Source organism: Parasphingorhabdus sp. (assembly GCF_048267785.1).
Lineage (GTDB): Bacteria > Pseudomonadota > Alphaproteobacteria > Sphingomonadales > Sphingomonadaceae > Parasphingorhabdus.
This window is the reverse complement of the sequence record NZ_JBLWWU010000008.1, coordinates 79,801-100,543: the sequence shown is the minus strand read 5'-3', so window position 1 is coordinate 100,543 and position 20,743 is coordinate 79,801. Positions and strand designations below refer to the sequence as shown.

At 53.8% G+C, this 20,743-nt stretch carries 25 protein-coding genes; 11 read left to right on the top strand and 14 right to left on the bottom strand.

Annotation, left to right across the window (positions count from 1 at the left end; all coding sequences use genetic code 11):
• Nucleotides 1-47: 47 nt before the first annotated feature.
• From ACN0VD_RS08515 to pal, 3 genes are all read left to right on the top strand, one after another.
• Nucleotides 48-1,610 (top strand): ATP-binding protein, encoded by a 1,563-nt coding sequence (locus ACN0VD_RS08515; protein ID WP_417593512.1) that lies wholly within the window; start codon nt 48-50, stop codon nt 1,608-1,610.
• Nucleotides 1,607-2,296 carry a response regulator transcription factor gene (locus ACN0VD_RS08510; RefSeq protein ID WP_417593511.1) on the top strand — a complete coding sequence of 230 codons (690 nt, stop codon included), beginning with the start codon at nt 1,607-1,609 and terminating at the stop codon, nt 2,294-2,296. The genes ACN0VD_RS08515 and ACN0VD_RS08510 overlap by 4 nt, the downstream gene beginning before the upstream one ends.
• Before the next feature lie 235 nt (nt 2,297-2,531).
• Complete coding sequence (pal, locus tag ACN0VD_RS08505; RefSeq protein WP_417593510.1) at nt 2,532-3,047, top strand: peptidoglycan-associated lipoprotein Pal; 516 nt, start codon at nt 2,532-2,534, stop codon at nt 3,045-3,047.
• 72 nt (nt 3,048-3,119) lie between these two features.
• On the opposite strand, the gene ACN0VD_RS08500 is transcribed toward pal, so the two are convergent.
• The 6 genes from ACN0VD_RS08500 to ACN0VD_RS08475 all read right to left on the bottom strand — a co-directional run bounded on the left by ACN0VD_RS08500 (nt 3,120) and on the right by ACN0VD_RS08475 (nt 7,725).
• Nucleotides 3,120-3,734, bottom strand: coding sequence for a DUF421 domain-containing protein (locus tag ACN0VD_RS08500; protein WP_417593509.1), 615 nt, complete (start codon nt 3,732-3,734; stop codon nt 3,120-3,122).
• Entirely contained in the window at nt 3,727-4,176 is a 450-nt protein-coding gene (locus ACN0VD_RS08495; RefSeq protein ID WP_417593508.1) for a hemerythrin domain-containing protein, read from the bottom strand. Before ACN0VD_RS08495 ends, ACN0VD_RS08500 begins: the two co-directional genes overlap by 8 nt.
• Nucleotides 4,177-4,650: 474 nt before the next feature.
• Nucleotides 4,651-4,878, bottom strand: coding sequence for a hypothetical protein (locus ACN0VD_RS08490; protein ID WP_417593507.1), 228 nt, complete (start codon nt 4,876-4,878; stop codon nt 4,651-4,653).
• Between the two features lie 71 nt (nt 4,879-4,949).
• Nucleotides 4,950-5,687 (bottom strand): Crp/Fnr family transcriptional regulator, encoded by a 738-nt coding sequence (locus ACN0VD_RS08485; RefSeq protein WP_417593506.1) that lies wholly within the window; start codon nt 5,685-5,687, stop codon nt 4,950-4,952.
• The gene (locus tag ACN0VD_RS08480; RefSeq protein WP_417593505.1) at nt 5,687-7,192 is read right to left on the bottom strand and encodes a sensor histidine kinase; all 1,506 of its coding nucleotides are present in this window, start codon (nt 7,190-7,192) and stop codon (nt 5,687-5,689) included. Before ACN0VD_RS08480 ends, ACN0VD_RS08485 begins: the two co-directional genes overlap by 1 nt.
• Nucleotides 7,193-7,386: 194 nt before the next feature.
• Entirely contained in the window at nt 7,387-7,725 is a 339-nt protein-coding gene (locus ACN0VD_RS08475) for a DUF883 family protein (RefSeq protein WP_417593504.1), read from the bottom strand.
• Nucleotides 7,726-7,845: 120 nt separating this feature from the next.
• Here ACN0VD_RS08475 and ACN0VD_RS08470 point away from each other — a divergent pair, with 120 nt between their 5' ends.
• The gene (locus tag ACN0VD_RS08470) at nt 7,846-8,625 is read left to right on the top strand and encodes a response regulator (RefSeq protein ID WP_417593503.1); all 780 of its coding nucleotides are present in this window, start codon (nt 7,846-7,848) and stop codon (nt 8,623-8,625) included.
• Between the two features lie 169 nt (nt 8,626-8,794).
• Here the strand turns inward: ACN0VD_RS08470 and ACN0VD_RS08465 are convergent, their stop codons facing one another.
• Both ACN0VD_RS08465 and ACN0VD_RS08460 read right to left on the bottom strand, forming a co-directional pair.
• Nucleotides 8,795-9,385, bottom strand: a complete 591-nt coding sequence (locus ACN0VD_RS08465; RefSeq protein WP_417593502.1) for a sigma-70 family RNA polymerase sigma factor — start codon at nt 9,383-9,385, stop codon at nt 8,795-8,797.
• Entirely contained in the window at nt 9,372-9,563 is a 192-nt protein-coding gene (locus ACN0VD_RS08460; protein ID WP_417593501.1) for a NepR family anti-sigma factor, read from the bottom strand. Before ACN0VD_RS08460 ends, ACN0VD_RS08465 begins: the two co-directional genes overlap by 14 nt.
• 229 nt (nt 9,564-9,792) lie before the next feature.
• On the opposite strand from ACN0VD_RS08460, the gene ACN0VD_RS08455 reads away from it, so the two are divergent.
• On the top strand, nt 9,793-10,008 hold the full coding sequence (locus ACN0VD_RS08455; RefSeq protein ID WP_417593500.1) for a hypothetical protein: 216 nt from the start codon (nt 9,793-9,795) through the stop codon (nt 10,006-10,008).
• Between the two features lie 72 nt (nt 10,009-10,080).
• Here the strand turns inward: ACN0VD_RS08455 and ACN0VD_RS08450 are convergent, their stop codons facing one another.
• Together ACN0VD_RS08450 and ACN0VD_RS08445 are read right to left on the bottom strand one after the other, a co-directional pair.
• Entirely contained in the window at nt 10,081-10,506 is a 426-nt protein-coding gene (locus ACN0VD_RS08450) for a BLUF domain-containing protein (RefSeq protein WP_417593499.1), read from the bottom strand.
• A gap of 107 nt (nt 10,507-10,613) precedes the next feature.
• Nucleotides 10,614-12,002 (bottom strand): mechanosensitive ion channel family protein, encoded by a 1,389-nt coding sequence (locus ACN0VD_RS08445; RefSeq protein ID WP_417593498.1) that lies wholly within the window; start codon nt 12,000-12,002, stop codon nt 10,614-10,616.
• Between the two features lie 131 nt (nt 12,003-12,133).
• On the opposite strand from ACN0VD_RS08445, the gene ACN0VD_RS08440 reads away from it, so the two are divergent.
• The 3 genes from ACN0VD_RS08440 to ACN0VD_RS08430 all read left to right on the top strand — a co-directional run bounded on the left by ACN0VD_RS08440 (nt 12,134) and on the right by ACN0VD_RS08430 (nt 13,321).
• The gene (locus ACN0VD_RS08440; RefSeq protein WP_417593497.1) at nt 12,134-12,577 is read left to right on the top strand and encodes a PA2169 family four-helix-bundle protein; all 444 of its coding nucleotides are present in this window, start codon (nt 12,134-12,136) and stop codon (nt 12,575-12,577) included.
• Nucleotides 12,578-12,616: 39 nt separating this feature from the next.
• Nucleotides 12,617-12,802 carry a PLD nuclease N-terminal domain-containing protein gene (locus ACN0VD_RS08435; RefSeq protein ID WP_417593496.1) on the top strand — a complete coding sequence of 62 codons (186 nt, stop codon included), beginning with the start codon at nt 12,617-12,619 and terminating at the stop codon, nt 12,800-12,802.
• A 114-nt stretch (nt 12,803-12,916) separates the two neighbouring features.
• The gene (locus ACN0VD_RS08430; RefSeq protein ID WP_417593495.1) at nt 12,917-13,321 is read left to right on the top strand and encodes a YidH family protein; all 405 of its coding nucleotides are present in this window, start codon (nt 12,917-12,919) and stop codon (nt 13,319-13,321) included.
• 212 nt (nt 13,322-13,533) lie between these two features.
• Here the strand turns inward: ACN0VD_RS08430 and ACN0VD_RS08425 are convergent, their stop codons facing one another.
• On the bottom strand, nt 13,534-14,946 hold the full coding sequence (locus tag ACN0VD_RS08425) for a phospholipase D-like domain-containing protein (protein ID WP_417593494.1): 1,413 nt from the start codon (nt 14,944-14,946) through the stop codon (nt 13,534-13,536).
• Between the two features lie 84 nt (nt 14,947-15,030).
• Here ACN0VD_RS08425 and ACN0VD_RS08420 point away from each other — a divergent pair, with 84 nt between their 5' ends.
• Both ACN0VD_RS08420 and ACN0VD_RS08415 read left to right on the top strand, forming a co-directional pair.
• On the top strand, nt 15,031-15,915 hold the full coding sequence (locus ACN0VD_RS08420; protein ID WP_417593493.1) for a mechanosensitive ion channel family protein: 885 nt from the start codon (nt 15,031-15,033) through the stop codon (nt 15,913-15,915).
• Nucleotides 15,916-15,995: 80 nt separating this feature from the next.
• Nucleotides 15,996-16,610, top strand: coding sequence for a GNAT family N-acetyltransferase (locus ACN0VD_RS08415; RefSeq protein WP_417593492.1), 615 nt, complete (start codon nt 15,996-15,998; stop codon nt 16,608-16,610).
• 184 nt (nt 16,611-16,794) lie between these two features.
• Here the strand turns inward: ACN0VD_RS08415 and ACN0VD_RS08410 are convergent, their stop codons facing one another.
• Nucleotides 16,795-18,057, bottom strand: a complete 1,263-nt coding sequence (locus ACN0VD_RS08410) for a DUF2254 domain-containing protein (RefSeq protein ID WP_417593491.1) — start codon at nt 18,055-18,057, stop codon at nt 16,795-16,797.
• A 249-nt stretch (nt 18,058-18,306) separates the two neighbouring features.
• Here ACN0VD_RS08410 and ACN0VD_RS08405 point away from each other — a divergent pair, with 249 nt between their 5' ends.
• Nucleotides 18,307-18,786, top strand: coding sequence for a c-type cytochrome (locus ACN0VD_RS08405; RefSeq protein ID WP_417593490.1), 480 nt, complete (start codon nt 18,307-18,309; stop codon nt 18,784-18,786).
• On the opposite strand, the gene ACN0VD_RS08400 is transcribed toward ACN0VD_RS08405, so the two are convergent.
• On the bottom strand, nt 18,787-19,362 hold the full coding sequence (locus ACN0VD_RS08400) for a DNA-3-methyladenine glycosylase I (protein WP_417593489.1): 576 nt from the start codon (nt 19,360-19,362) through the stop codon (nt 18,787-18,789).
• A 37-nt stretch (nt 19,363-19,399) separates the two neighbouring features.
• Nucleotides 19,400-20,725: a methyltransferase family protein gene (locus tag ACN0VD_RS08395; RefSeq protein ID WP_417593488.1), complete on the bottom strand. Its 1,326-nt coding sequence runs from the start codon at nt 20,723-20,725 to the stop codon at nt 19,400-19,402.
• Nucleotides 20,726-20,743: the final 18 nt, after the last annotated feature.

The window sequence follows — 20,743 nt, the reverse complement described above, 5'->3', positions numbered from 1 at the left end:
CCGTCCCGCCAATCGGGAAAGCCCGACACGGGCAGCATAGAAAATCCGTGCATGTAGCTTTCCGGATTCTCCGCTATGTCGTCGGGATGAAATTACCGATGCCCAATAAAATGCCGCCTATGGTCGATCGACTGTCCCCGGATGGCTCCCGTAGCTATTTTTCCTTCTTTATCGGCATTGCGGTTTTTATCGCCGGAACCCTGGCAACCTATGTGGCCCAGAATGCGGACCGGCCGGTCAGTGCGGCGCTGATCTACGTGTCGGCCGTGACGATCATCGGCGCAGTCAATGGCCTCCGCGGCGGCTTGCTGGCGGGCATCGGCGCTTCCTTTTTCTACAATTTTTTCTTCAGCGAACCATTGCTGGATTTCGGCGTCACCACGTCCGATGAATATATCCCGCTGCTGGCGTTTAATCTAAGCGCTCTTCTGTCGGGTGCGCTGGCCGGACGGATCAATGACCGGGCCCGCGCGGCGGAAATCGCACAGCAGAAGATCAACCTGCTTCTGGACATCAGCAATCAGCTTCAAACCGCCGTCCATCTCGAAGATATCGACCGGGCGATCGTCCGGACGGGGATATTTGATTCCGCCAGTGCATTCGAAATATATGCGCTCGGCGACAAGGAATGGATAGCGGTTGCAGGAAAAGAACGCTGGCTGGCCGAAGCGCAGCAAGCCATCGGACCAGAAGGCTTACAGAATCTCAAGGATCGGAAAATCGCCTATCAATTGTCATCGCCGCAGCGCCCTGTTGGGCTATTGATCTGTACCGAAAACGCGCAAAATTCGAAGAGACTGAGCAAGATTGATTTCGCTGCAGTATTGAACCTGCTGAGCATGGCAATCGACCGGTTTGTTCTGCTGCACCAGAAATCGGAAGCGGAAGCCATGCGACGGTCCGAAGAGTTCAAGACCGCGCTGCTTTCCTCCATATCGCATGACATGCGCACCCCGCTTGCGGCCATCTCGGCGTCGGCATCCAGCCTCGCGTCTTATGGTGAGAAACTGACCGAAGCGTCCCGCAAGGACATGCTGACGATCATTCAGGACCAGTGCGAACGCCTGAACCGCTATACAACCAACCTGCTCAATCTGGGCCGGCTGCAAGCCGGGATATCGCCCGACCAGCTGGAAAGTCTGGATTTGCTGGAAATGCTGGGCTCGGCCGTCAACACGGTAAAACTCCATCACAGCGGGCGGGAAATCATCATATCCCTGCCGTTCGATTCGTGCACGGTGCGCGCCAATCCGGTCATGCTCGAACAGTTATTCTACAATATTCTGGAAAATGCGGTCCAATATAGTCCGGAAAGCGCGCCGGTTTTGATCACCGGCCACAAACAGGCCGGGCGGGTCGAGATTGCCATATCCGACCAGGGATGCGGCATCCCGGCTTCCGAGCTGACCAGAGTATTTGACCGTTTTTACCGCTCGGCAGAAAATGTGCGCAAGGAAGGCCATGGCCTGGGCCTGTCGATCGCTTCCGGATTTGCTAAAGCCTTCGGAGGCGATATCGCCGCGCATAGCCCGCTGGAAATGGGCAAGGGGACGAAAATAGTCGTGAAGCTTCCAGTATCCCCCTCCCCCACAGAAAGCATCAGCCAATGAACGCGAAAATATTACTGGTCGATGACGAGACCGCTCTCATCCGCTCGCTACAACCGGTGCTAATCGCGCAGGGCTATAGCGTCGATTCAGCCGGAACAGCTGCGGAAGCCCTGAAAAAGGCAAAGGATACCGTGTTTGATATCATTCTGCTCGACCTTGGTTTGCCCGATGCCGACGGCAAGGAAATCATCTCGAAATTACTGAGCATGAACGCCTTGTCGATTCTCATCCTGTCAGCCCGCCACCAGGAAGCGGAAAAGGTCGCCGCGCTGGATCAGGGCGCGGATGATTTTATCAACAAGCCGTTTAATATCGAGGAGCTGCTGGCGCGAATCAGGGCCGCTGTCCGGCGAAGGAAAAGCGAGGCGGTCAAAAGCCAGCAGTTCCAGTCCGGTCCGTTGTCCATCGACTTTCTCAAAAGGAAGGTCGTGTTGATGGACGAGGAAATCAAATTCTCGCCCAAGGAATTCGACCTGCTGGAAACACTGGCGCGGCATGCCGGACAGGTGGTGACCCATCGCCAGCTTCTGCTCGCCGGATGGAATGACCCCACGGTCGATACCCAATATTTGCGCAGCTATATGGCGCTTATCCGTCAGAAACTGGAGTTTGATTCATCCCAGCCGGAATATCTGCTGACCGAACCCGGTGTGGGCTATCGACTGGATATTGAATCGGAACATTGAAACCTGGATGGCGCGGACTTCGTCGGGGTGGGCGGGTGCCCGCGCCATCTCAGGGGGGACGTCTTCTAGTTCAAATCGCCCCTGGAAGGGGCCCGCTTGTTTTACGTCAATCACCGTCGGGCCGTTACCATGGAATTCCTATGTCCGGACCCTGGGCTAACGCATATAAAATCCGTGGTAATTGCTTCGAACAAAAACACCTATGGGACACTCGTAACATTCAAAAGGCTACACTATGTCCCATATACCAGCTTCGCTCAAATTCGCATCAATACCCCTATTGGTCGCAGCCCTGTCGCTGTCCGCTTGCAGCAAGAAGGCACCGGAAGGGCTGCCGCCAGCACCTGGAGACAGCACAGACTATTATAATAGCAGCAGCGGACCGGTCAAAGGCAGCCAAGAAGACTTTCTGGCCAATGTTGCAGCAGACAGAATATTCTTCGAAACCGACCGGAGCAATGTCGACAGCGAGGATCAGGAAATTTTGCGCAGTCAGGCCGCCTGGCTTGTCGCCAATCCAAGTGTCCGCATCCGGATCGAAGGCCATTGCGACGAGCGCGGTACCCGCGAATATAACCTCGCCTTGGGCGAACGCCGCGCCAATGCCGCGAAAAACTATCTTTCAACGCTGGGCGTGGAAACCTCAAGAATATCGGTCGTCAGCTTCGGCAAGGAACGCCCCGACGCCTTGGGTTCGGATGAACAGGCATGGGGTCTGAATCGCCGCGCCGTAACGGTGACCGTCCGCTAGACATCCATCTGGCGACACGCCGGCCAAAGCAACCATGTTCCATCATGATCCACCGACGACGATGTTGGTGGGTCATGAGGACCGGGGTAGTTGCTCGCGAGGGCGGTCAAGATGATAGCGCTCACCGGCAATCACGCCATTTAAAAGTTCTGGCTGGATATCACGATCGCCATCCTTCGCGTGCAGAACGGACACATCGCCTGTAGTCTCCGCGATCACGGCCAACACCTGTGAAAAATTCAGGGCATTCGCCTCCCGCAATTTTCCCCACAGGTCACTTTCCGTCATCTTTGCCTTTTTCAACTGATCATGCTGTATTTCACCACCGATCATGATCAGCCGCGGTTTGTTATCAGCCAGCAATTGCAGGCCGGGAAACCGGCTTCTGAGCACCGCCATTCCGATCTGGAGTCCGAACAGAATGACGAGCGCAGCGACGCCATTGGCAATAGGCGGGTTTTTGGAAAGGATGACCGAACCCAGCACCGACCCTATCGCAACGGTGACGGCAAAATCAAAACCGCTCATTTTGGAAAAGCTGCGGACGCCCGCCAGCCGGGTAAGCACGATCACCGCGACATACATACATAGAGCGGACAGAGCGATCAGCGCAACCTGCGCCCATCCTGTGCTGGTCCAGTCCGACAGCATGTCAGCAGCCCCGGATCCGATCAGTTGATCAAGCAACTTCCTGTTTCTCCACCGGCTTGCGATCGTCGAAAATCTCGGCGAGTTCTTGTGCGCGCTCGGCACTCAGATCCTTTTTGGCGGCGGCAAATATCTCGTCTTCTTCCTCGTCCATATGATGTTCCAGCCGCTCCTTCAGCGTCTTGAACCGTGTCAGCCAGCCGCTACTTTCGAAATCCATGTCGACCAGATCCTCGAAATAATCCTCCGCTTCCTTGTGCTCGGCGACTGAATGGCGGCCCTTGTCCTGCAGATCGGGCCTGCTCAGCATCTCGGCATACAAGGATTGTTCCTCCGCGTTGGCATGGGCTGAAACGTCGATCCGCAACTGTTCAAAAGCCTCACGCCGCTTCTCGCTGTCGCCGCTTGTTGCCGCCACCCTGTCGAGCATCTCGCGATGACGGTCGTGATCCTGTTTGAGACGGGTAAAAATGTCGGTCATATTATCTCCATCGTCTATATTCTCCTGAATAGACGCACGAACCGCCTGTCAGTTGCATTTTTCGACGTCGCGCCCTCACGAACATCCCATTGGGGAGTTCCATCGCTCCCGAACAGCTGACCACAGAAACGCGGAGATGCACCTCCTTTCCCGCCTTCAGACATGCGAAAAAAAATTTGCTGCGCAGGGAACCACATGCTGCGCAAAAGGTTATATGGATTGAATGAGTGACAACCCGGGACCCGGAGTTGCCTTCATTCCTCAAAAACCGGCTGGGAAATTCGCCGAATCGTAATCCCCCCCGTTTTCCGAACGGACGAATTTCCCAGTCACTTTTGCAAAACCAGCCGACATTATAATCCACCCCGCCACACTTCTGTCCTAATATGTAGGTGAAGCGACATGCGGATATTTTGGCGCAAAAAAAATGGCCGGGACATAATGCCCCAGCCATTCTTGCCAATTTTAAAAAAACTATTGTTCGGAAGGCATTTTCACGTCCACGTCAGGCACGTCTACCGTCACTTCTTCGGTCCCGACTTCTACATCGGCTGTATCAACGTCGATCTCAGGCAACGTACCCGCATCACCGGACACGTCGACGTCCACGGAAGGCATTTCGCCCTCTTCCGTAACTTTGGCCTCGCAGCCGGAGAGGGTCAGACCAGCAGCCATCGCTGCGACGATTATAAATTTATTCATAATGAACTCCCTTCATTGGTTCGATATGTCCAACGCAGGACGTCAGCATCGGGTTCCAATGCGCCCCAAATTTAATCGCGGCCGAGACGCATCCGAAAAGCGTCTAAATGGAAATAGGCGGGATCAAATTGGCTGATTTCGGCAAGCCGGGCGGCGTCCCTGAACAGGATCCATCCCTTTCCCCGCTCCAGCAGTCCATCGCGTTCCAACTGCCGGAGCACCCGATTGGTATGAATCGGGGTCAAGCCAAGCGCGTCGGCAATGACAGTTTGCGTCAGCGGTACGCGAAACCCGTCACTGGTGCCCTCTCCAGATATTCGCACCCGGCGATGAAGCTCGAGAAGAAAATGTCCAATTCTTTCCCGCGCTGTTTGCTGCCCGTTTCGAACGATCTGTTCGCGCAGGAAGGCTTCCTCCTGTACCTGCATCCACCAGAAGGCGAGTGTCAGTTTTCCGGACTCGGTCAACAGATGGCGCAACACCGAGGGCCGGACCGACAATCCGGTCAAGCTGGTGACGGTTTTTACCGAATGGTCGGCTTCGGCGGCTACCAGAACCTGCAAATCGAACATGTCTCCGGGCAAGAGCACATTCAACACCTGGCGCCGACCATCTTCAAGAGACTTGTACCGGATCGCCCAGCCTTCCTTCACAATCAATACGCTATCCAGTTCCTGACCGGCGTCGATAATTTCTGTATTTTTCTCGAAATGCTGTTCACGCCCCGCGATCTGCATGATTACCTGCTGATCGTCGCTATCAAGATCGGCGTAGAATGAAATCCGCCGGAGCAGGGCCTTTTGCGCCACTAATATCCCCCATATTCCGAAACTGGAAAAGTGATGGTGCAGATTAGACCGTCCGCTGTCCAGTCTCTGATGATCTCTCCCCGCAAGTTTCGGGTGATGCTATGATCAATGAGCGAGGAGCCGAAGCCTGCCCCTATCGGCACGGCGGCCGCCTTGGGACCACCGCGTTCAGACCAGCGCAGGTTGACAATGTCTGCGCCATCTTCGGACTCAATCGTCCAATCTATCTTTACAAGGCCTTTATCGCTGGTCAGCGCCCCATATTTGGCGGCATTGGTCGCCAGTTCATTCAGGACGAGCGACATGGACACCATCGCGTTTTCCGAAAGGGGAAAATCCACACCAGTCCATCGCACCCTTGGGTAGGTCCTGCCAAGATCCCTAACCAAGGCGGTGAAGGAACCTGTCACGAAATTGGTGTCGAGCAGAATTTGCTGGGCCCGGTTCAACGCACTAAGCCGACTATTGATCCGCTCGATATAGTCATCAATCGACGTTGCTGATTTTTTTGTCAGCGCCATGATCGATTGCAGCGTAGCGAACAGATTGCGCAGGCGATGGTGAAGCTCGCGCGTGTGCAGTTTAAGCTGTTCCTGCTGGTCAACGGAATGGGTTATGTCCTTGTTGAGGCCGGTCAGGGTCGGGCGACCGTTCACTTCGATATAATCGCCATAGGCCTCCACCCATCGAATTTCTCCTGATGGCATCACAATGCGAAATCGGGTCTCAAATTTTTCACCCGGGGCTGACGCCAGATTCATCGCCTCCTGCACCGATGCAAGATCTTCAGGGTGAATGCGGTCCAACGCGGCTGGCAATTCTGCGAGCGATTCCGAAGCATCTTCACCCCAGATTTTCATATAGGCCCCGCCCCATTCAATCATACCCGTCGTATAATCGAGCCGAAAGCTCGCGGTATTGCTGAGCGCCAGGGTAAGATTTAAATTGGACCGATCAATCGCAGCATTTTTTTGTGCTTGCTCACGCAGCGCAATCTCCCGGCGCAACTCCATTTCACTCATCACGATATCAGCCATGTTGCGCAGCTGGTGGAGCTGGCTTCGTGTTGTCCGAAATCGGGCGACCGTGTCTCCGATCCAAATCGCGCCCAAGACCATGCCGCCAGGAGCGACGAGCGGTGCACTGGCATAAAATCGAAGGGACGGATCGCCACTGACCAACGGATTGTTTACTAGCTCCGGTACGCATTCCGTATCCTCAATGACGACAAATTCTTTGCCTTCAATCAGATTTCTGCACAGAGAAACCGACCGGTCGGCATGGGATTCTGTAATACCGACCTTGGATTTGAACCATTCCCGCTGTTCATCAAAGAACGCGACTGACGCCATCGGAGCCGAAAAAATGTCGGCGGCAAATCGTGTAATACGGTCGAAGGCTTCCTCAGGCCCACTATCCATGATGTGATAGCTGTCCAGTATCGCCAACCGTTCGCTTTCCATCGATTTGTGCCGCTTGTCGGTCGTACGGTTAACCGCGCTCATATCTGATCCTTTTTTCATGCCCCTGAAGAGATCAACATACAAACGTCTAACTGGCGATCTCGTTCCATGCGTACGGGACCAAAACCCCACGCCGCGCATAGCTATCACAATATCCCGACCGGGATAAACATAGTTAAAAGGGCGAGGGAAAGATTAGTCCCCTCGCCCTTTTTAATTCCAATAGTACACGCCGATTATCGTCGTGCCATCAAAGCACCGACAATCAGGCCAAGCCCTGCGGTTGCAGCGATACTTGCGATTGGATTTTTCTTGATCGTTAACTGTGCCTTTTCCCGGCTCTTTGTTCCGGCTTCCATTGCATTTTTCTGGGCAGCCTTTAATTTTATGGATGCATTTTCGCGCAATTCCGCCGCGTTGGTTTGCGCGTCTGCCTTGACGGATTTCGTCAAGTTCGCGAGATCGCTTTTAAGCGTCACCAGGTCTGATTTGACCGCATCCATTTCTTCTGAATAATTGCCTGTCATTTTATTTGCTCCAATATCCGTTTGATACAAAACATACGGTTTGCCCACTGCTTGGTTCCGGTCTGGCGCTAAAATTTGGAATCCGCCCCCAGTTTCAACTGATTGAAAAATCTGTGGAACCCTTTTACACGTCATGCGTATGAGAGGGTATCACGGAGATAGATATATATGTCGCTAGCTGAAATTCTAAAACCGCATTTGCCTTATTTACGGCGCTACGCGCGCGCGCTAACCGGCAGTCAAAAAAGTGGGGATGCCTTTGTCAAAGCAACGCTGGAAGCGATCATCGCTGATCCGGAATCGGTATCAAATGACGACAATATCCGCGTTCAACTCTATCGGATTTTTTCCCGTATCTGGGAAAGCGCAAATGTAAGAGTCACTGAAAACCCGGACGATAACACGCCGCAAAACCGATTGAACGCCATTCCACCTATCAGTCGGCAGGTGCTGCTGCTGACCGCGCTCGAAGGCTTCTCGATCAGCGAAGTCGCGAAAATTGCGGATGTTGGAGAGGCTTCCATTAATGACCTGCTGGAAGATGCGATCGCGGACATCGACAAGGAAATCCGGTCTGACGTGCTGATAATCGAGGACGAGGCCTTGATCTCGATGGAGTTACAGCAGATCGTTACAGAGTTGGGCCACCGTGTATGTGGTACCGCAACCACCCATAAGGGCGCCCTGGAATCTGTCGACAAAGCCAAGCCGAGCCTGGTGCTTGCCGATATTCAGCTGGCTGATGGCAGCTCGGGAATAGATGCTGTGAAAGACATATTGGAACAGATATCGGTTCCGGTGATCTTCATTACCGCATTTCCCGAACGCCTGCTCACTGGCGAACGACCTGAACCTACTTTTCTTATCACTAAGCCATTCCAGCCCAATGCAATCCGTGCAGCAATCAGTCAGGCATTATTCTTTTCGACTGCAGCGCAGCCAGCATAAGGAGACGCATGTCATCTTTCGATCGCAATGACGCCAGGCAGACTCGTCCCCCCAAGCTGAATCGAAAGACGCTTGCTTGGTCGATACCGCTTGCTGTGATCGGTATCGCCATGGTGATATTCATTTTACAATTGTAAGGGGACGGGTACGGCTGATCGGCGCGGAATCGCTAGGACCCGATCTTCGCCACCTCGCCGATGATATTCTCTAGTGCAGTTGCGGCCAGATCTTCATGCCCGTCCGACGCGGATGTAAAGCGTCCTTCGTCCAAGATTTCTTCCAGCGTCTTGCGGGCGCGGGATACACGGCTTTTCATTGTGCCGATCGCGCAATCAGCGATTTCGGCGGCTTCTTCATAGGAATAGCCACCGGCACCCACGAGAATGATCGCTTCACGCTGATCTTCGGACAATTCCATCAGGGCGCGCTGCAAATCTGCCAGATGCAATGGATCTTGCTGCGACGCTGGCGCGGACAAAATCCGTTCTGCTACCAGTTCATCATAATTCCCGGTGAATTTCTTTCTGCGCATGCTGGAAAAAAACGTGTTGCGCAAAATGACAAAGGTCCATGCCCGCATCGATGTTCCCGCAATGAAGCGGTCGCGTGCAGCCCATGCTTTCAGCAAAGTGTCCTGAACGAGGTCATCCGCAACGTCTCGGTCGCCGGCCAGACTCCGCCCAAAGGCACGCAAATGAGGGATCGCCTCCGCCAGTTCCTGCTTGAACTGCGTTGATGATAAAGTTTTATCCTTGGTCATTTAGGCCCGATCGACTGGCACCATTGTTTTTATCGTTTTTATCACCGTTGTCATCGGCATCATCCAATTGATCCAATAGCGCCAACATGTCGTCCGGAAGAGGCTCCTCCAGTACACTTAAATACATATTTTTAAGCCCGAGGCCCAATCTCTGTTGCATGTCGTCCTTGCTTTTCACCAGCACGTCCTTCGGTTTTTTACCCCATCACCGCTTCCCGGCGACTCAATCTGATTTTTATCGGGGTTCCCCAAAACATGCCTCAATTTATGTTGCTTGCAAGATAAACACCCGATGTCGGTAAAAGTTGCATATAAATTTTAATAGATTTTGTCCAATTGCGCGGAACGATCTCCCGGCAACGTGGTTTTCTAAGGGATGGCAACATGCAACCAAGGAGATTTTAGCAATGTCAGATAGAACAGAACAGACATCCAACCTGAAAATGGAAGGCGAAGGAAGCCGCGAAGGTTCTCGCCGCTTCCAGGACGCGCAGCATGAATTTGCGAAGAGCGGAGAAGTCGAGAAAAAGGCAAAGGATGCTGCCCGTGCGCTTGACGGTGACGAAGCAGCCGAACTGGAAAAAGCCAGAAAAGCATCCGCGCAGGGTAACGCTTCTGCCTGAAAAGATCGGTACGCTGTGTCGCGAACAGCAAAGGAAGCGGCATAAATAGCGCGCACTTGATTAAGGAGTCTCTTACGGCTGAGGCAAGCCGCCAAGAGAACGAAAACTCTGGAAAAGCGTGCGTGTCGCTTCCGAAACCGCCTCATCGGCCAACAGTGCCGCGAGGCTCGCCTCCCCCAGACACTGCTCTGCCGGAAGATATCGCCCGGCCATGTGCCAGCCTGAAAATTCTGGTTTTGCCCGTAGCTCGTGGCTTAAAATCGTGATGCCATTATGGCGTTCGTCCGAGCCAATCTTTCGGAGGCAATCATTGGTCGCCGCTTTGTCGCCCTCGAGGCATTGCATAAAATTGGTGCCGTTGAACACGAGCAGACCGGTAATGCCAAACCGCTGATTATTGCGTTGCGACACCGTCATGATGCCGAGAAAGTCTTCAAGGCTCAAGTCACAGCGAGCGGTACTCACATAAATGAGGGAAGTGATTAAACGGGAGGGCACAGATAACTTTCTTTGAACCGTAGTTCTCGCAGCTGGAACCATTGTCCCGCGGTCGATTAATGCATTTTGTCCGATCGCGGCTTAACATAGATTAGCCACACCCATTGTCATTCGACCGGCTGTTGATTGTTCAGCAGGTCGTCGGTTCCCTGGTCTGATCGCTCCGAATCCACCAGCTTCTCCACATGATCTTCTGGGGATACGTCGAAGGCCGTTTCCGCCTTCGCTTTTATTGGGCTCGCGCCCGTCGGTTCGCGGCGGTCATCCTTGCTCAAGTTCCCGGTCACGCTCGGTAATCCATTGTCGAAACGCAAACGATATATTGGCTCAGGCAAAGCAAAACCGGATTCTTCGAGCGCATATTTGGTAACCCGGATCGCGGCCCCTCTGGCCTTGTTGAAATCGCTGTCCCTCTGGTCGATCCAGCCGTGAAAGGCGATGACGATGTTGGAATCGCCAACTTCCCTTATCTCTGCCGTCGCTTCGGGATCATTCAGAACAAAATCCTGCCCATTGATCGCCTGCAATCCGGTTTCGATCGCGGCGGCCGGATCATCATCGGCATCGACGCCCAACTCAAAGCTGAACCGGCGTTGGGGGTTGCGCGAATAATTCAATATTTCCGCCTTGAATACGGACGCGTTGGGAATACGCAGGTGGTTACCATCCAGAGTCATCAGAATCGTCGCCCGCGAAGTCAACCGAACAACCCGGCCTTCCTGCGCGCCAATCACAACATGGTCATTTGCGCGAAACGGCTGGCGGATGCTCAGCATAATACTCGACATATAATTGTCGACCGTATCGCGCAGTGCGAAACCGACCGCCAAACCGATAACACCGGCACCGCCCAGCACAGCGCCAAGCAACGCAGTCGCGTTCAAAATGTCCAGACCGATAAATATCCCGACCAGAATGAACATCACACGGATGGTTCCGGAGATCAGTTCGGCCAAAAATATATTGGGCGTCACACGTTCCCAGAAGCTCATCCGTGAGGCAATAAAATGGCCCAACAGCCCAACGAAAATCGCCACGAGAAAGGCGATTCCAAGGAGCGGAAGGGCCGAAAGAAAATTCTGCAGACTCACCCCAAATTTATCGACGACGGGTTCAACATTTCTGCCCACCGACAGATCGCGCTCAAATTGGGTTTCTACCGTGACGACACCGGATACGCGCTGAGCTATGGCTTTCGCACGCTCGGCCAATGCGTCATCGGCGATCGATCCGGACAGGCTGACGACACCAGCGTCCACCGCAACCACCACGCTTTCCAGGCCACTAATCTCCTGAAAAATCCCGCGCAGCCTCTCCGCAATGGCATTGTCATCGCGGCCGCTCGCCCCCGGATCAATGACAATTTCTGGTTCGTCCGCCGGTTCGGTCACTGGAACCTGCGCATCGACTGCGCCGAGACGTGGAAAGACGGTAGTCGAACCACAAAAGGCTATCGCTAAAAAGCCGATGATCAGAAGCAGGCGATATAGGAGCATAATTTTCCAGTCTGCAGCGTTAGCATACGTTGCAGCATAGCAAAAGTTCCTGCTGCTGGGGAAAATATAGTTTGGAACCGACAAGCCCGTCCGATGTTGATTGATCATATTCAACAAGCAACGAGGGTAAAATGACAAACAACACTTCAACGGATATATTGAATGACGTCCTGGAAACCCTGATCGATTCCGCGCATGGTTATGAAAAAGCAGCGGAGATTGCGGACCGCACGACTTTCAAAAACTTCTTCTCCCGTCGCGCAGCCGCTCGTCGGGCGATGGCTTCCGCCGTCCGCAACGAAATAATGCAACATGGCGATACGCCGGAAAGCGATGGTACAATCCTGGCGTCTGCCCATCGCGTGTTCATGGGTCTGAGCGCCGCTTTGCAGGACAACGATGAAGCCGCGATTGAAGCCGTCGAATCCGGCGAGGAATATCTTCGCATGAAATTCGAAAGAGCCCTCGAGCGCGATGAACTCCCGCCTTCCGCAAAGACATTGCTCAGAAACTACCAAGGTGAATTGAAAGCGGACGGTCGCCTTATTGACCATCTCGAAGACGCAACTTCGTAAACCCGACATTGCATCACATTTTAAAGAAAGGAATTTATCATGGAATATGGAATTATTGGCCTTCTGATTCTGGCTTTGGACATCTGGGCGCTGCTGAGCGTATGGGGAAGCGGATCTTCAACGGCCGCTAAACTCATCTGGACCCTGATCATTCTGGTCTTGCCTGTTATCGGACTGCTTTTGTGGTTCTTTGTCGGGCCAAGAGGGACTGCACGGGCCATTTAGCCTGACATCCTCGCCTGATATCATAAGCCCCGACAGACGCCATTATGGTGGATATCGGGGCTTTTTGCTATTCATCCTCAAGAAACCGCCCATCCACGCTGCCCGGAAACCATCATGGCCAAGACTCCATCGAACAATAAATTGGCAAGCGAGCGAACTGACCTTGCCGAAGACCGTACAGAGTGGGCCGAAGATCGAACGATCATGGCCAATGAGCGAACTTTTGCGGGATGGATGCGCACCGGACTAGCCGCCGTCGGTATCGGACTCGGCTTCAACGCCCTGTTTGGAAAACTCGAACCGTTCTGGGTGCCCAAGGCAATTGCATCACTGTTCATGGGCATCGGCATTTTTATCTTCTGGGCAGCCCAACGCAATGGTTGTGCGGTTCAGAGCCGGCTCGATTCGCACAAGGCCACGCCAGTCAAACCCAATAATATGCGCTTGATCTCGGGCTTGATGGCGATGGGCGCGATAACATTGATCGTCGCCATCTGGGCAATGGATTTTAACGACTGAATTGCCGCTTGTCCGGAACCAATCCGCTTTCCGCAGGTAGATATATCAATAGATTATCACCTATAAAGGAAAGCAACATGCGCTTCATCATCAGAACTATCGCCGCAGGTGCCGTTTCAATTGCCGCCAGAATCATCATCAAGAAAATCCAGGACAAAAAGCAGGCCGATACCACGGCCTAATGACGGGCCGGATCTGATGGCGAAGCTGTATCAAATGATGCCGGCGAAGACGTCATCGGCCCGTTCCGGGTCGAGAATATCATTATCTGCCAGCCATTCTTCCACGGCGTTGATGTCGGGCGTTTGATAACGCCGCAACCTGTTCTCCGTTTTTCCCAGATTCTCTATGGTAGCGATCAACGAACCAGTTTCAGCGATTGACCTGCGGACCTCGACCTCGTCTTGCCCGAGATGTTCGGCGATTAGATCGTCCCGGATACGTGCAATCTGGCTGGAAACAGCGTCACCTTCAGTAACAGAAGCATCAATCGCCGCATCACATTCGCTGTCAAACCCGAGCGAGCGATTGTTGAAATTGGACGATCCGATACGGATATAACGGTCATCCACGATCATTATCTTGGCATGAACATAGATTGGCGTGCCAGCATCATTAAACGGGTGGAACATACGAAACCGGTCATATTTGTCCCGTGCCTTGACAGCCTGATATAGCCGCGCCCGAGACGAATTCATGATTTCGGCTTCCAGCCATCCTTCGGCGCTTTGCGGATTGACGATGATCACCTCCGGCCCGTCCGGTTCCGAGAGGCGTTCAACGATGGCGCGGGCAATCGTGGCAGAGGCGAAATATTGACTCTCCACATAAATATGTCGCTCGGCTGCGGCTATCAGATCGACTCCAAGATTCTCGATTTCATTCACACCCGGCTGATCATCCATCTCTGGCAACGTGCGGGCAATGGCAACCGGGCAATCGGTAAAATCGGCATCCAAACCTACCGGCCAGCAATCCGCACGGGCGGTGACCGGTTTCACATCCTTGCCGCCGGCCGCATCCCAGTGCTGACAGGCATATTCCGACAAAGCGCGGGCGACGTCTCCCTGAACCACCATCGCGGCATCATGCCATGGCCCGGCATCATTGCCGTCGGGCTGATAGCGCTGCTCCTCGCTTTCTTCATGCGCCCGCGTATCCCAGCGATTGTTCGTGACATCAATGCCGCTGCAAAAAGCGGTGTCTTCGTCGATAACGATGACCTTCTGATGATGCGCGGCACCTACCGGATGATGGGCATCCAGCTTGAAATGCACCCGCGGATGAAAATACCAGCGCGCCAGAGTCAGAAGCCCGTTGAGCCGGACAAAGGACTTTAACGCCCCAGTATCCCAGCGCAGCACGTAGATGTCCAGATTGCGATTCTTCTTGAGCAGCCAGTCGAAATAGGCCCCGATCTGCAGCGGCCCCTCGATTTGCTCTACGGTATCGTGCATTTCCACACGCTCGTCGAAATCCCATCCCAGCAGCATGATCCGCTGCTTCGCCTGCGCCAGCGACTTTCGCACCGCCCGAAAATAATTTTCGCCATCAATAAGCACGGCGGAACGATCTGCATGCTCCACGCGCCAGCAATTTACCCCGGGTTTGAATATGTTCGCCATAGAATAGCAACGATCCTGCACGATAACGGTTCCCACTCAAGCGTTGATCATGCAACCAAACTCAAAGCTATGCGTTTTGGACGAATGAATGAACAGGTCAATAAATCGCTGAGCACGCTTGAAATTTTAATCGCACAACTGCAGTCAATGTGGGAAGGTATTATTGCTCTCTTGCCCAGTCTGGTCATCGCGATTGCATTCCTGATCTTTACATGGATCGTCGCGAAATTTGCCATCAGGATCTCAGACAAGCTCACCGCAAAGACGTCAATGCGGCCGTCGCTTCGGGAGCTTGTTGACACGCTCGTCAAAATAGCAATCTGGACCGTCGGACTGCTGGTTTCCCTGACCATATTGTTGCCCGATTTGACTCCCGGCAGCCTTGTTGCTGGATTAGGCATAGGAACGGTCGCGATCGGGTTCGCGTTTCAGGATATATTCGAGAATTTTCTCGCCGGTATTCTGATCATGGCACGTGAAAAGATGCGGATCGGTGATTATGTCAAATGCGAAGGTATCGAAGGGAAAGTTGAACAGATTTTGCTGCGTGAAACGCACATCCGTAAGCCGTCGAATGAGCTAACAATCGTCCCCAATTCGGTCCTGTTCAAAAATCCCATAGAAATTCTGACCGACCAACAGCAGCGAAGGCACGAAATTGTCGTTGGCGTTTCCTATGACACCGACCTCGAACAGGCACGCACTGTGATCCGCGAAGGCGTGCAATCGACAGATGTGGTTGATAGCGAAAAGCCGGTCGATATATTCGCCTGCGAGTTCAATTCCAGTTCCGTTGATTTCAAACTGCGCTGGTGGTCGGGTTCGGCTCAGCGCGACATGCACGAAAGCCGCGATTTTGTGATACGCTCCGTTAAACGGGCGCTGGATGACGCGGACATTGAGATTCCATTCCCTTATAGGACACATATATTCAAAGAGCCCTTGCCAATATCTTCATCAGGGGATTGACGGCAGCCCAACGGGATCCGGGCGGATTGAGGCGATGACTGGCGCACCATGTCGTAGCCATGGCGAAGAAGGAGAATTCGATGGCTGAAACAGGAGGGTTTCAGAATCAGGTCCAATCGGTGGAAACCAGACTCGACAACGGCACGCATGTCTGCCTGCGGCGTATCCGTCATTCGGACTTGGAGGAGATTGAAAAAGGCATAAGCCAATTGTCAGATCAAAGCCGCTATTTGCGCTTCTTTTCCGGTTCAAAAACCATGCCGCCGTCGGTGATCGAACGGTTGGCGACCGTTGATGGCATCAAACATCTCGCCTGGGGTCTGGTAAACATGGACGAAAAAAATACTCCCGCCGTTGCTGCCACACATGTTTTCCGGGAAACGGAAACCAGCGATCATGGCGAGTTTGCCATCGCCGTGCTTGACCAATATCATGGCCTTGGCGTCGCGCGGTTGTTGATGACGGCATTATTCCTGGACTGCTATTGTGAAGGCTTGCTGCAACTGCGGATCGATATATTGCGGAGCAACAGCAAAGCCACCGGCCTTATCCGGGCCATCGGCGCAGAGCCCTGCACGATGGAAGGGTCCGTCGCCCAATATAGTCTCAACATTGAAACCGCGATTTCGGCGCTAAGGGAAATGGACCATCCATTGGGGATCAAGGATATTATGGCTGCGTTTACAACAAGCTGAACATCGTTAGAGAATGCCGGCGAGCCACAACAGAAAATCGCTGATCGTGGAACCAATGCTGAGACGCTGCGTTTCCATCACTAATCTCCGGGCGATGTCCAAATTCACCTTCGACCCGTGGACCTACGCCGGAAAGCGCGGCTCCGATATATATATCATATTTTGAGCTTCGCGTTTTCCGGCTTTACGTCCCGCCGATTTCGACGACCTTTTGCGATCTTGCTTCGAGATCTTTTATGTCCTGCTCATGGACAATATGTTCGCGCGCCCTCGCCAGAGCATTGCGGGATGCTTCCGAAGCATCTGCGGAAAAAATATCCGGCCAAGATTGCGCGAGCGCCAGCAGGCACAACTGGATGCGCTGCTGCACCTCGACGATTCCGGCTCCGTCCCGAGCTATCTTGATAAAAAAATCAGTGAACAAATCTCCCGTCTCGATAACAGGACCATGCACTCTGGAATAGCGGGGGTCCTCGGGCGCGGCGCAGGCTGCGGCGAAAACCTCGAAACAGCGCAGACCGCTGTCCAGTACCGAAATGGCCGTTCCGGGATCGTTGACAGCAGGAGACAGGGCCCGGGAGGCTATTTCGGAAAGCACTACAAGGCCGAAGCGAGGGTCCTGGTCAAAGCTGCGATCATGTTCAATCAATATCGTATCCCGAAAAGGTTGCGGATCAACGCCATTCACCTCGTTTCCGGACAGATAGAGTAACGGCCGCGCGGGATATACCAGCTTACCCGGATGGATGGAGAGATGAACGGTCACACCATATTTTTCAGCGGCTTGCTCCAGACGCCCCATATCGACCGATGTCACGACGCCGCTGGCAATATCGCAACTGACGGGAAGAGCCTCATCCGGAATATCGATTGGGGGATGCGCGCCCAGAAAGGGGTGCTGCCCATGCCAGCGCAACGCCTTTGAGCTTGCCTGCTCGACGCGCTCGATCAGGTCATTCATTCTGCCGAACGTAGAAAGCTGCTGAATCCAGTTGATCAGCGTCCCGGTGATCAGAACAATCACCAGAATCGTGGCGAAAAATAATATGATCCGCCCCTGATCGTCATAATAGCCGGCCGACAAACCGATAATACCTACGATACTGAACAGGAACGTGCCGAGAAAAGTCGACAATGCATTTTGCGAACGATCATCTGCGAGCATAAGAGCGATGGTTCGCGGTGTGGCGGTGCTGGTCGCCGCACCGTAAGCCGACACCATGATGGATACGGAAAAGGCAATGACCGCCAGCATGCTTGATGCCAATATCGTCAATATGTCGCCGACCGAACCGCTGGCGAGCTCGAGATCCGCTTCATAGGGAAACATTGGGCCGACCCATTCCGCCGCAGCCGCTGCGGCAATTGCCCCCAGGCTGAACAGCATCGCCCGGAACCAGATTTTTTCGGGCAGCCGCGTCATATATTTCTTCAATGCCAATATCATGCGCGGTTCTTTCCCGTCAGTTTAATCCAGCTTCTAACCGGCGGTCCGTGTCGAAATCTGTCCATGCAGCGAGGATAGCGGCATTTGAACAGCCCGGCCAGCACGGCTTTCACTATCCGATCCGCAGCAACGAAGGCTGCTCAAAACACAAATACCAGATGGACGCTTTAATTTTGCAGCAATCGGCATTAGGCAATCGTAAAACTGATCTCCTGAAAATATGACTCGATGGGAAAGAATATGGTTCGCATGAAGACGGTAGCAGCTGTCGTGGCTTTGTCAGTTTTGACCGCAGGCTGTTCAGGTGGTTCAGAATCCAGCGAACCGGCGGTAGAAAAAGCGAAGGCAGAAACACCGGTCGATACCGGACCGCCGACCGCTGACGAAGTTGCTACATTGGACGGCGTTACATATGCCAGTCTGACCGGGGATGCCGCGTCCGGCAAGTCGAGCTTCAACCAGTGTCGCGCCTGCCATGTGATCGATCCGGGAATGAACCGCCTCGGCCCCTCCCTGGCCAATATCGTCGGTCGCAAGGCCGGCTCGGTTGCAGGGTTCAACTATAGCGATGCCAATGCCAATAGCGGCATCACCTGGACGGAAGAAAAATTGTTCCAGTTTCTGGAAAAGCCGGCGCGGGTCATCCCGAAAACCAAGATGTTCTATGCCGGCATGCCGGATCCACAGGCACGCGCCAACCTGATTGCCTATCTCAAAAACCCAAGCTGATCAGGCTTTCCAGCATCCGGCGAGATGGTCGTCGGTCATGCCGATGGCCTGCATATAGGCATAGATGATGGTGCTGCCGACAAAGCTCATACCGCGCTTCTTGAGGGATTTGGAGATCGTATCGCTAGTTGGAGAAGTGCTTGCCATATCGGAAAATTGAGCCGGCCGGTTGACCGGCGGCGCACCGTCGAGATGGTTCCAGAGCCAGCCATCGAAACTGCCAAATTCTCGCTGGATTTCAAGAAAAGCCTCTGCGTTTTTGCGAACCGAGTAAATCTTGAGCCGGTTGCGGATAATGCCCTCATCTTCGCGCAGCGCCTCCAGTTCATCGTCGGTCATCACGGCACAACGCCCGATATCAAACTCATGAAAGGCGCGGCGATAGCCATCACGTTTGCGCAGCACCGTTTCCCAACTCAGGCCGGCCTGCGCGCCTTCAAGGATCAGGTTTTCAAATAACAACCGGTCATCATGGACGGGCACACCCCATTCCAGGTCGTGATAGTCGCCATAAAATTCCTTGCCCGGCTGTCCGCCAAAGCATCGGTGTTTCCCGTCTGAGCCAACCACTGTCATGCGGGCAAATTAGCGTTTCCGGCTGGTTCTGACAATTTTATTCAGCTGGCTGCACTTCCGGTGTCTTTCCCTGATCCGGTGTCCACCAGCCGATCTTCCGCTTGATCCCGTTGAGCAGCCGCGGGATCGGCGCGTTGCGGTCCATCCATTCGGCATAATCCTTATAGGCAGGATCGCCGAGCAAATGCTTCTCTTCGGTCTTGGCCCGCCAGTAATAGACTCCGCTGACCAGCGCCATCAGCACCGTGTTGCGGACAAAATCGGTGAAGCTGCCGGAGGTCACCAGAAAAGGCATGCTCGCCAGCCACCAATAGGCATTTTTCGCGACATAGGCAGGATGCTTGGTCCAGCTATAGGGACCGTGGGTCAATATCCCGCGATGGGTAAGATTGGAGAAGCGCAGCCCAAACGCAACCGTCGCCCAGGCATAGATCGCCGCGAGAATGACCAATATGCCGCCCCATATCCAGAGAATGGTTGAATGGCCCTCGAACCAATAAGCCCAGTCGGCGGTGTTGACATGATAGTTGAGCGGTCCGTTTCCACCCATCAGAATGAACGGCGGATAGCACATCAGGGCGGCGACCCAACCGGCGAGATAGGGATTGGCGGTGCGGATATGGGCATCAAGCGGCTTCATCGTCAGCAAATAGCCAACCGTCGCAAACTGGACATCGACGACAAACATCGCGGTGATCAGCCAGCCTGCGATCGCCACCGGGTCGCCGGCAAGATCGTTGATATCCAGCCGAACAAGCTCACCGAAGCCGCCGGGCACGATCGAGATCATGAAGGCAAGAAAGAAGCCCTTCACTGCCCAAGCGCGCAGATGGTGATAAATCTGCTGGCGATCACAATCATTTTTTCCACCGATCAGCAGCTGACCAAAATGCCACGCTCCATCGCGGGGCTCGACGGCAAAACGGTCCATGAACAGGACATAGGGGACAGATAGCACGAACAACCACGGCGCAGCCGCTGCCATCATCTCCATCGAAAATTGATATTGACCCGTCCAGTACCAGCGTCCGACGCAGTAAATCGTCGCGATGATGCCCCAGGTTGCCCACAACCCCGTCAACTTCACCAGACTGATGTCAAAGGTTTCTTTGAGCGGTTTTGGTGCCTTCCAGTCAATCCCGGTCGATGGCCGCAGATGAACCTTGTCCATCAGCAACGACCAGATAACCATCGGCACCGCACAGGCAAAGCAGGCTGCGAGCGCAGAATAAGGCCCATCCATACTATATTGGCGAGCGATCAGGACCCATGAGGCCAACCCCAAGAGGCCCGCTATCCCTACGCCATGCGAAACCGCCGACTGGGGGCGCGGGTCAACGCTTCTGGATTCGTGTCCGAACATGCGGCTGCTTTAACCAAC

What these genes read in the sequence shown, in the direction of transcription:
- ACN0VD_RS08510 (WP_417593511.1), top strand. Translation starts at nt 1,607, where the DNA reads ATGAACGCGAAAATATTACTGGTCGATGACGAGACCGCTCTCATCCGC.
- pal (WP_417593510.1), top strand. Translation starts at nt 2,532, where the DNA reads ATGTCCCATATACCAGCTTCGCTCAAATTCGCATCAATACCCCTATTG.
- ACN0VD_RS08495 (WP_417593508.1), bottom strand. Translation starts at nt 4,176, where the DNA reads ATGACCGACATTTTTACCCGTCTCAAACAGGATCACGACCGTCATCGC.
- ACN0VD_RS08490 (WP_417593507.1), bottom strand. Translation starts at nt 4,878, where the DNA reads ATGAATAAATTTATAATCGTCGCAGCGATGGCTGCTGGTCTGACCCTC.
- ACN0VD_RS08480 (WP_417593505.1), bottom strand. Translation starts at nt 7,192, where the DNA reads ATGAGCGCGGTTAACCGTACGACCGACAAGCGGCACAAATCGATGGAA.
- ACN0VD_RS08470 (WP_417593503.1), top strand. Translation starts at nt 7,846, where the DNA reads ATGTCGCTAGCTGAAATTCTAAAACCGCATTTGCCTTATTTACGGCGC.
- ACN0VD_RS08465 (WP_417593502.1), bottom strand. Translation starts at nt 9,385, where the DNA reads ATGACCAAGGATAAAACTTTATCATCAACGCAGTTCAAGCAGGAACTG.
- ACN0VD_RS08455 (WP_417593500.1), top strand. Translation starts at nt 9,793, where the DNA reads ATGTCAGATAGAACAGAACAGACATCCAACCTGAAAATGGAAGGCGAA.
- ACN0VD_RS08445 (WP_417593498.1), bottom strand. Translation starts at nt 12,002, where the DNA reads ATGCTCCTATATCGCCTGCTTCTGATCATCGGCTTTTTAGCGATAGCC.
- ACN0VD_RS08440 (WP_417593497.1), top strand. Translation starts at nt 12,134, where the DNA reads ATGACAAACAACACTTCAACGGATATATTGAATGACGTCCTGGAAACC.
- ACN0VD_RS08435 (WP_417593496.1), top strand. Translation starts at nt 12,617, where the DNA reads ATGGAATATGGAATTATTGGCCTTCTGATTCTGGCTTTGGACATCTGG.
- ACN0VD_RS08430 (WP_417593495.1), top strand. Translation starts at nt 12,917, where the DNA reads ATGGCCAAGACTCCATCGAACAATAAATTGGCAAGCGAGCGAACTGAC.
- ACN0VD_RS08425 (WP_417593494.1), bottom strand. Translation starts at nt 14,946, where the DNA reads ATGGCGAACATATTCAAACCCGGGGTAAATTGCTGGCGCGTGGAGCAT.
- ACN0VD_RS08420 (WP_417593493.1), top strand. Translation starts at nt 15,031, where the DNA reads ATGAATGAACAGGTCAATAAATCGCTGAGCACGCTTGAAATTTTAATC.
- ACN0VD_RS08415 (WP_417593492.1), top strand. Translation starts at nt 15,996, where the DNA reads ATGGCTGAAACAGGAGGGTTTCAGAATCAGGTCCAATCGGTGGAAACC.
- ACN0VD_RS08410 (WP_417593491.1), bottom strand. Translation starts at nt 18,057, where the DNA reads ATGATATTGGCATTGAAGAAATATATGACGCGGCTGCCCGAAAAAATC.
- ACN0VD_RS08405 (WP_417593490.1), top strand. Translation starts at nt 18,307, where the DNA reads ATGAAGACGGTAGCAGCTGTCGTGGCTTTGTCAGTTTTGACCGCAGGC.
- ACN0VD_RS08400 (WP_417593489.1), bottom strand. Translation starts at nt 19,362, where the DNA reads ATGACAGTGGTTGGCTCAGACGGGAAACACCGATGCTTTGGCGGACAG.
- ACN0VD_RS08395 (WP_417593488.1), bottom strand. Translation starts at nt 20,725, where the DNA reads ATGTTCGGACACGAATCCAGAAGCGTTGACCCGCGCCCCCAGTCGGCG.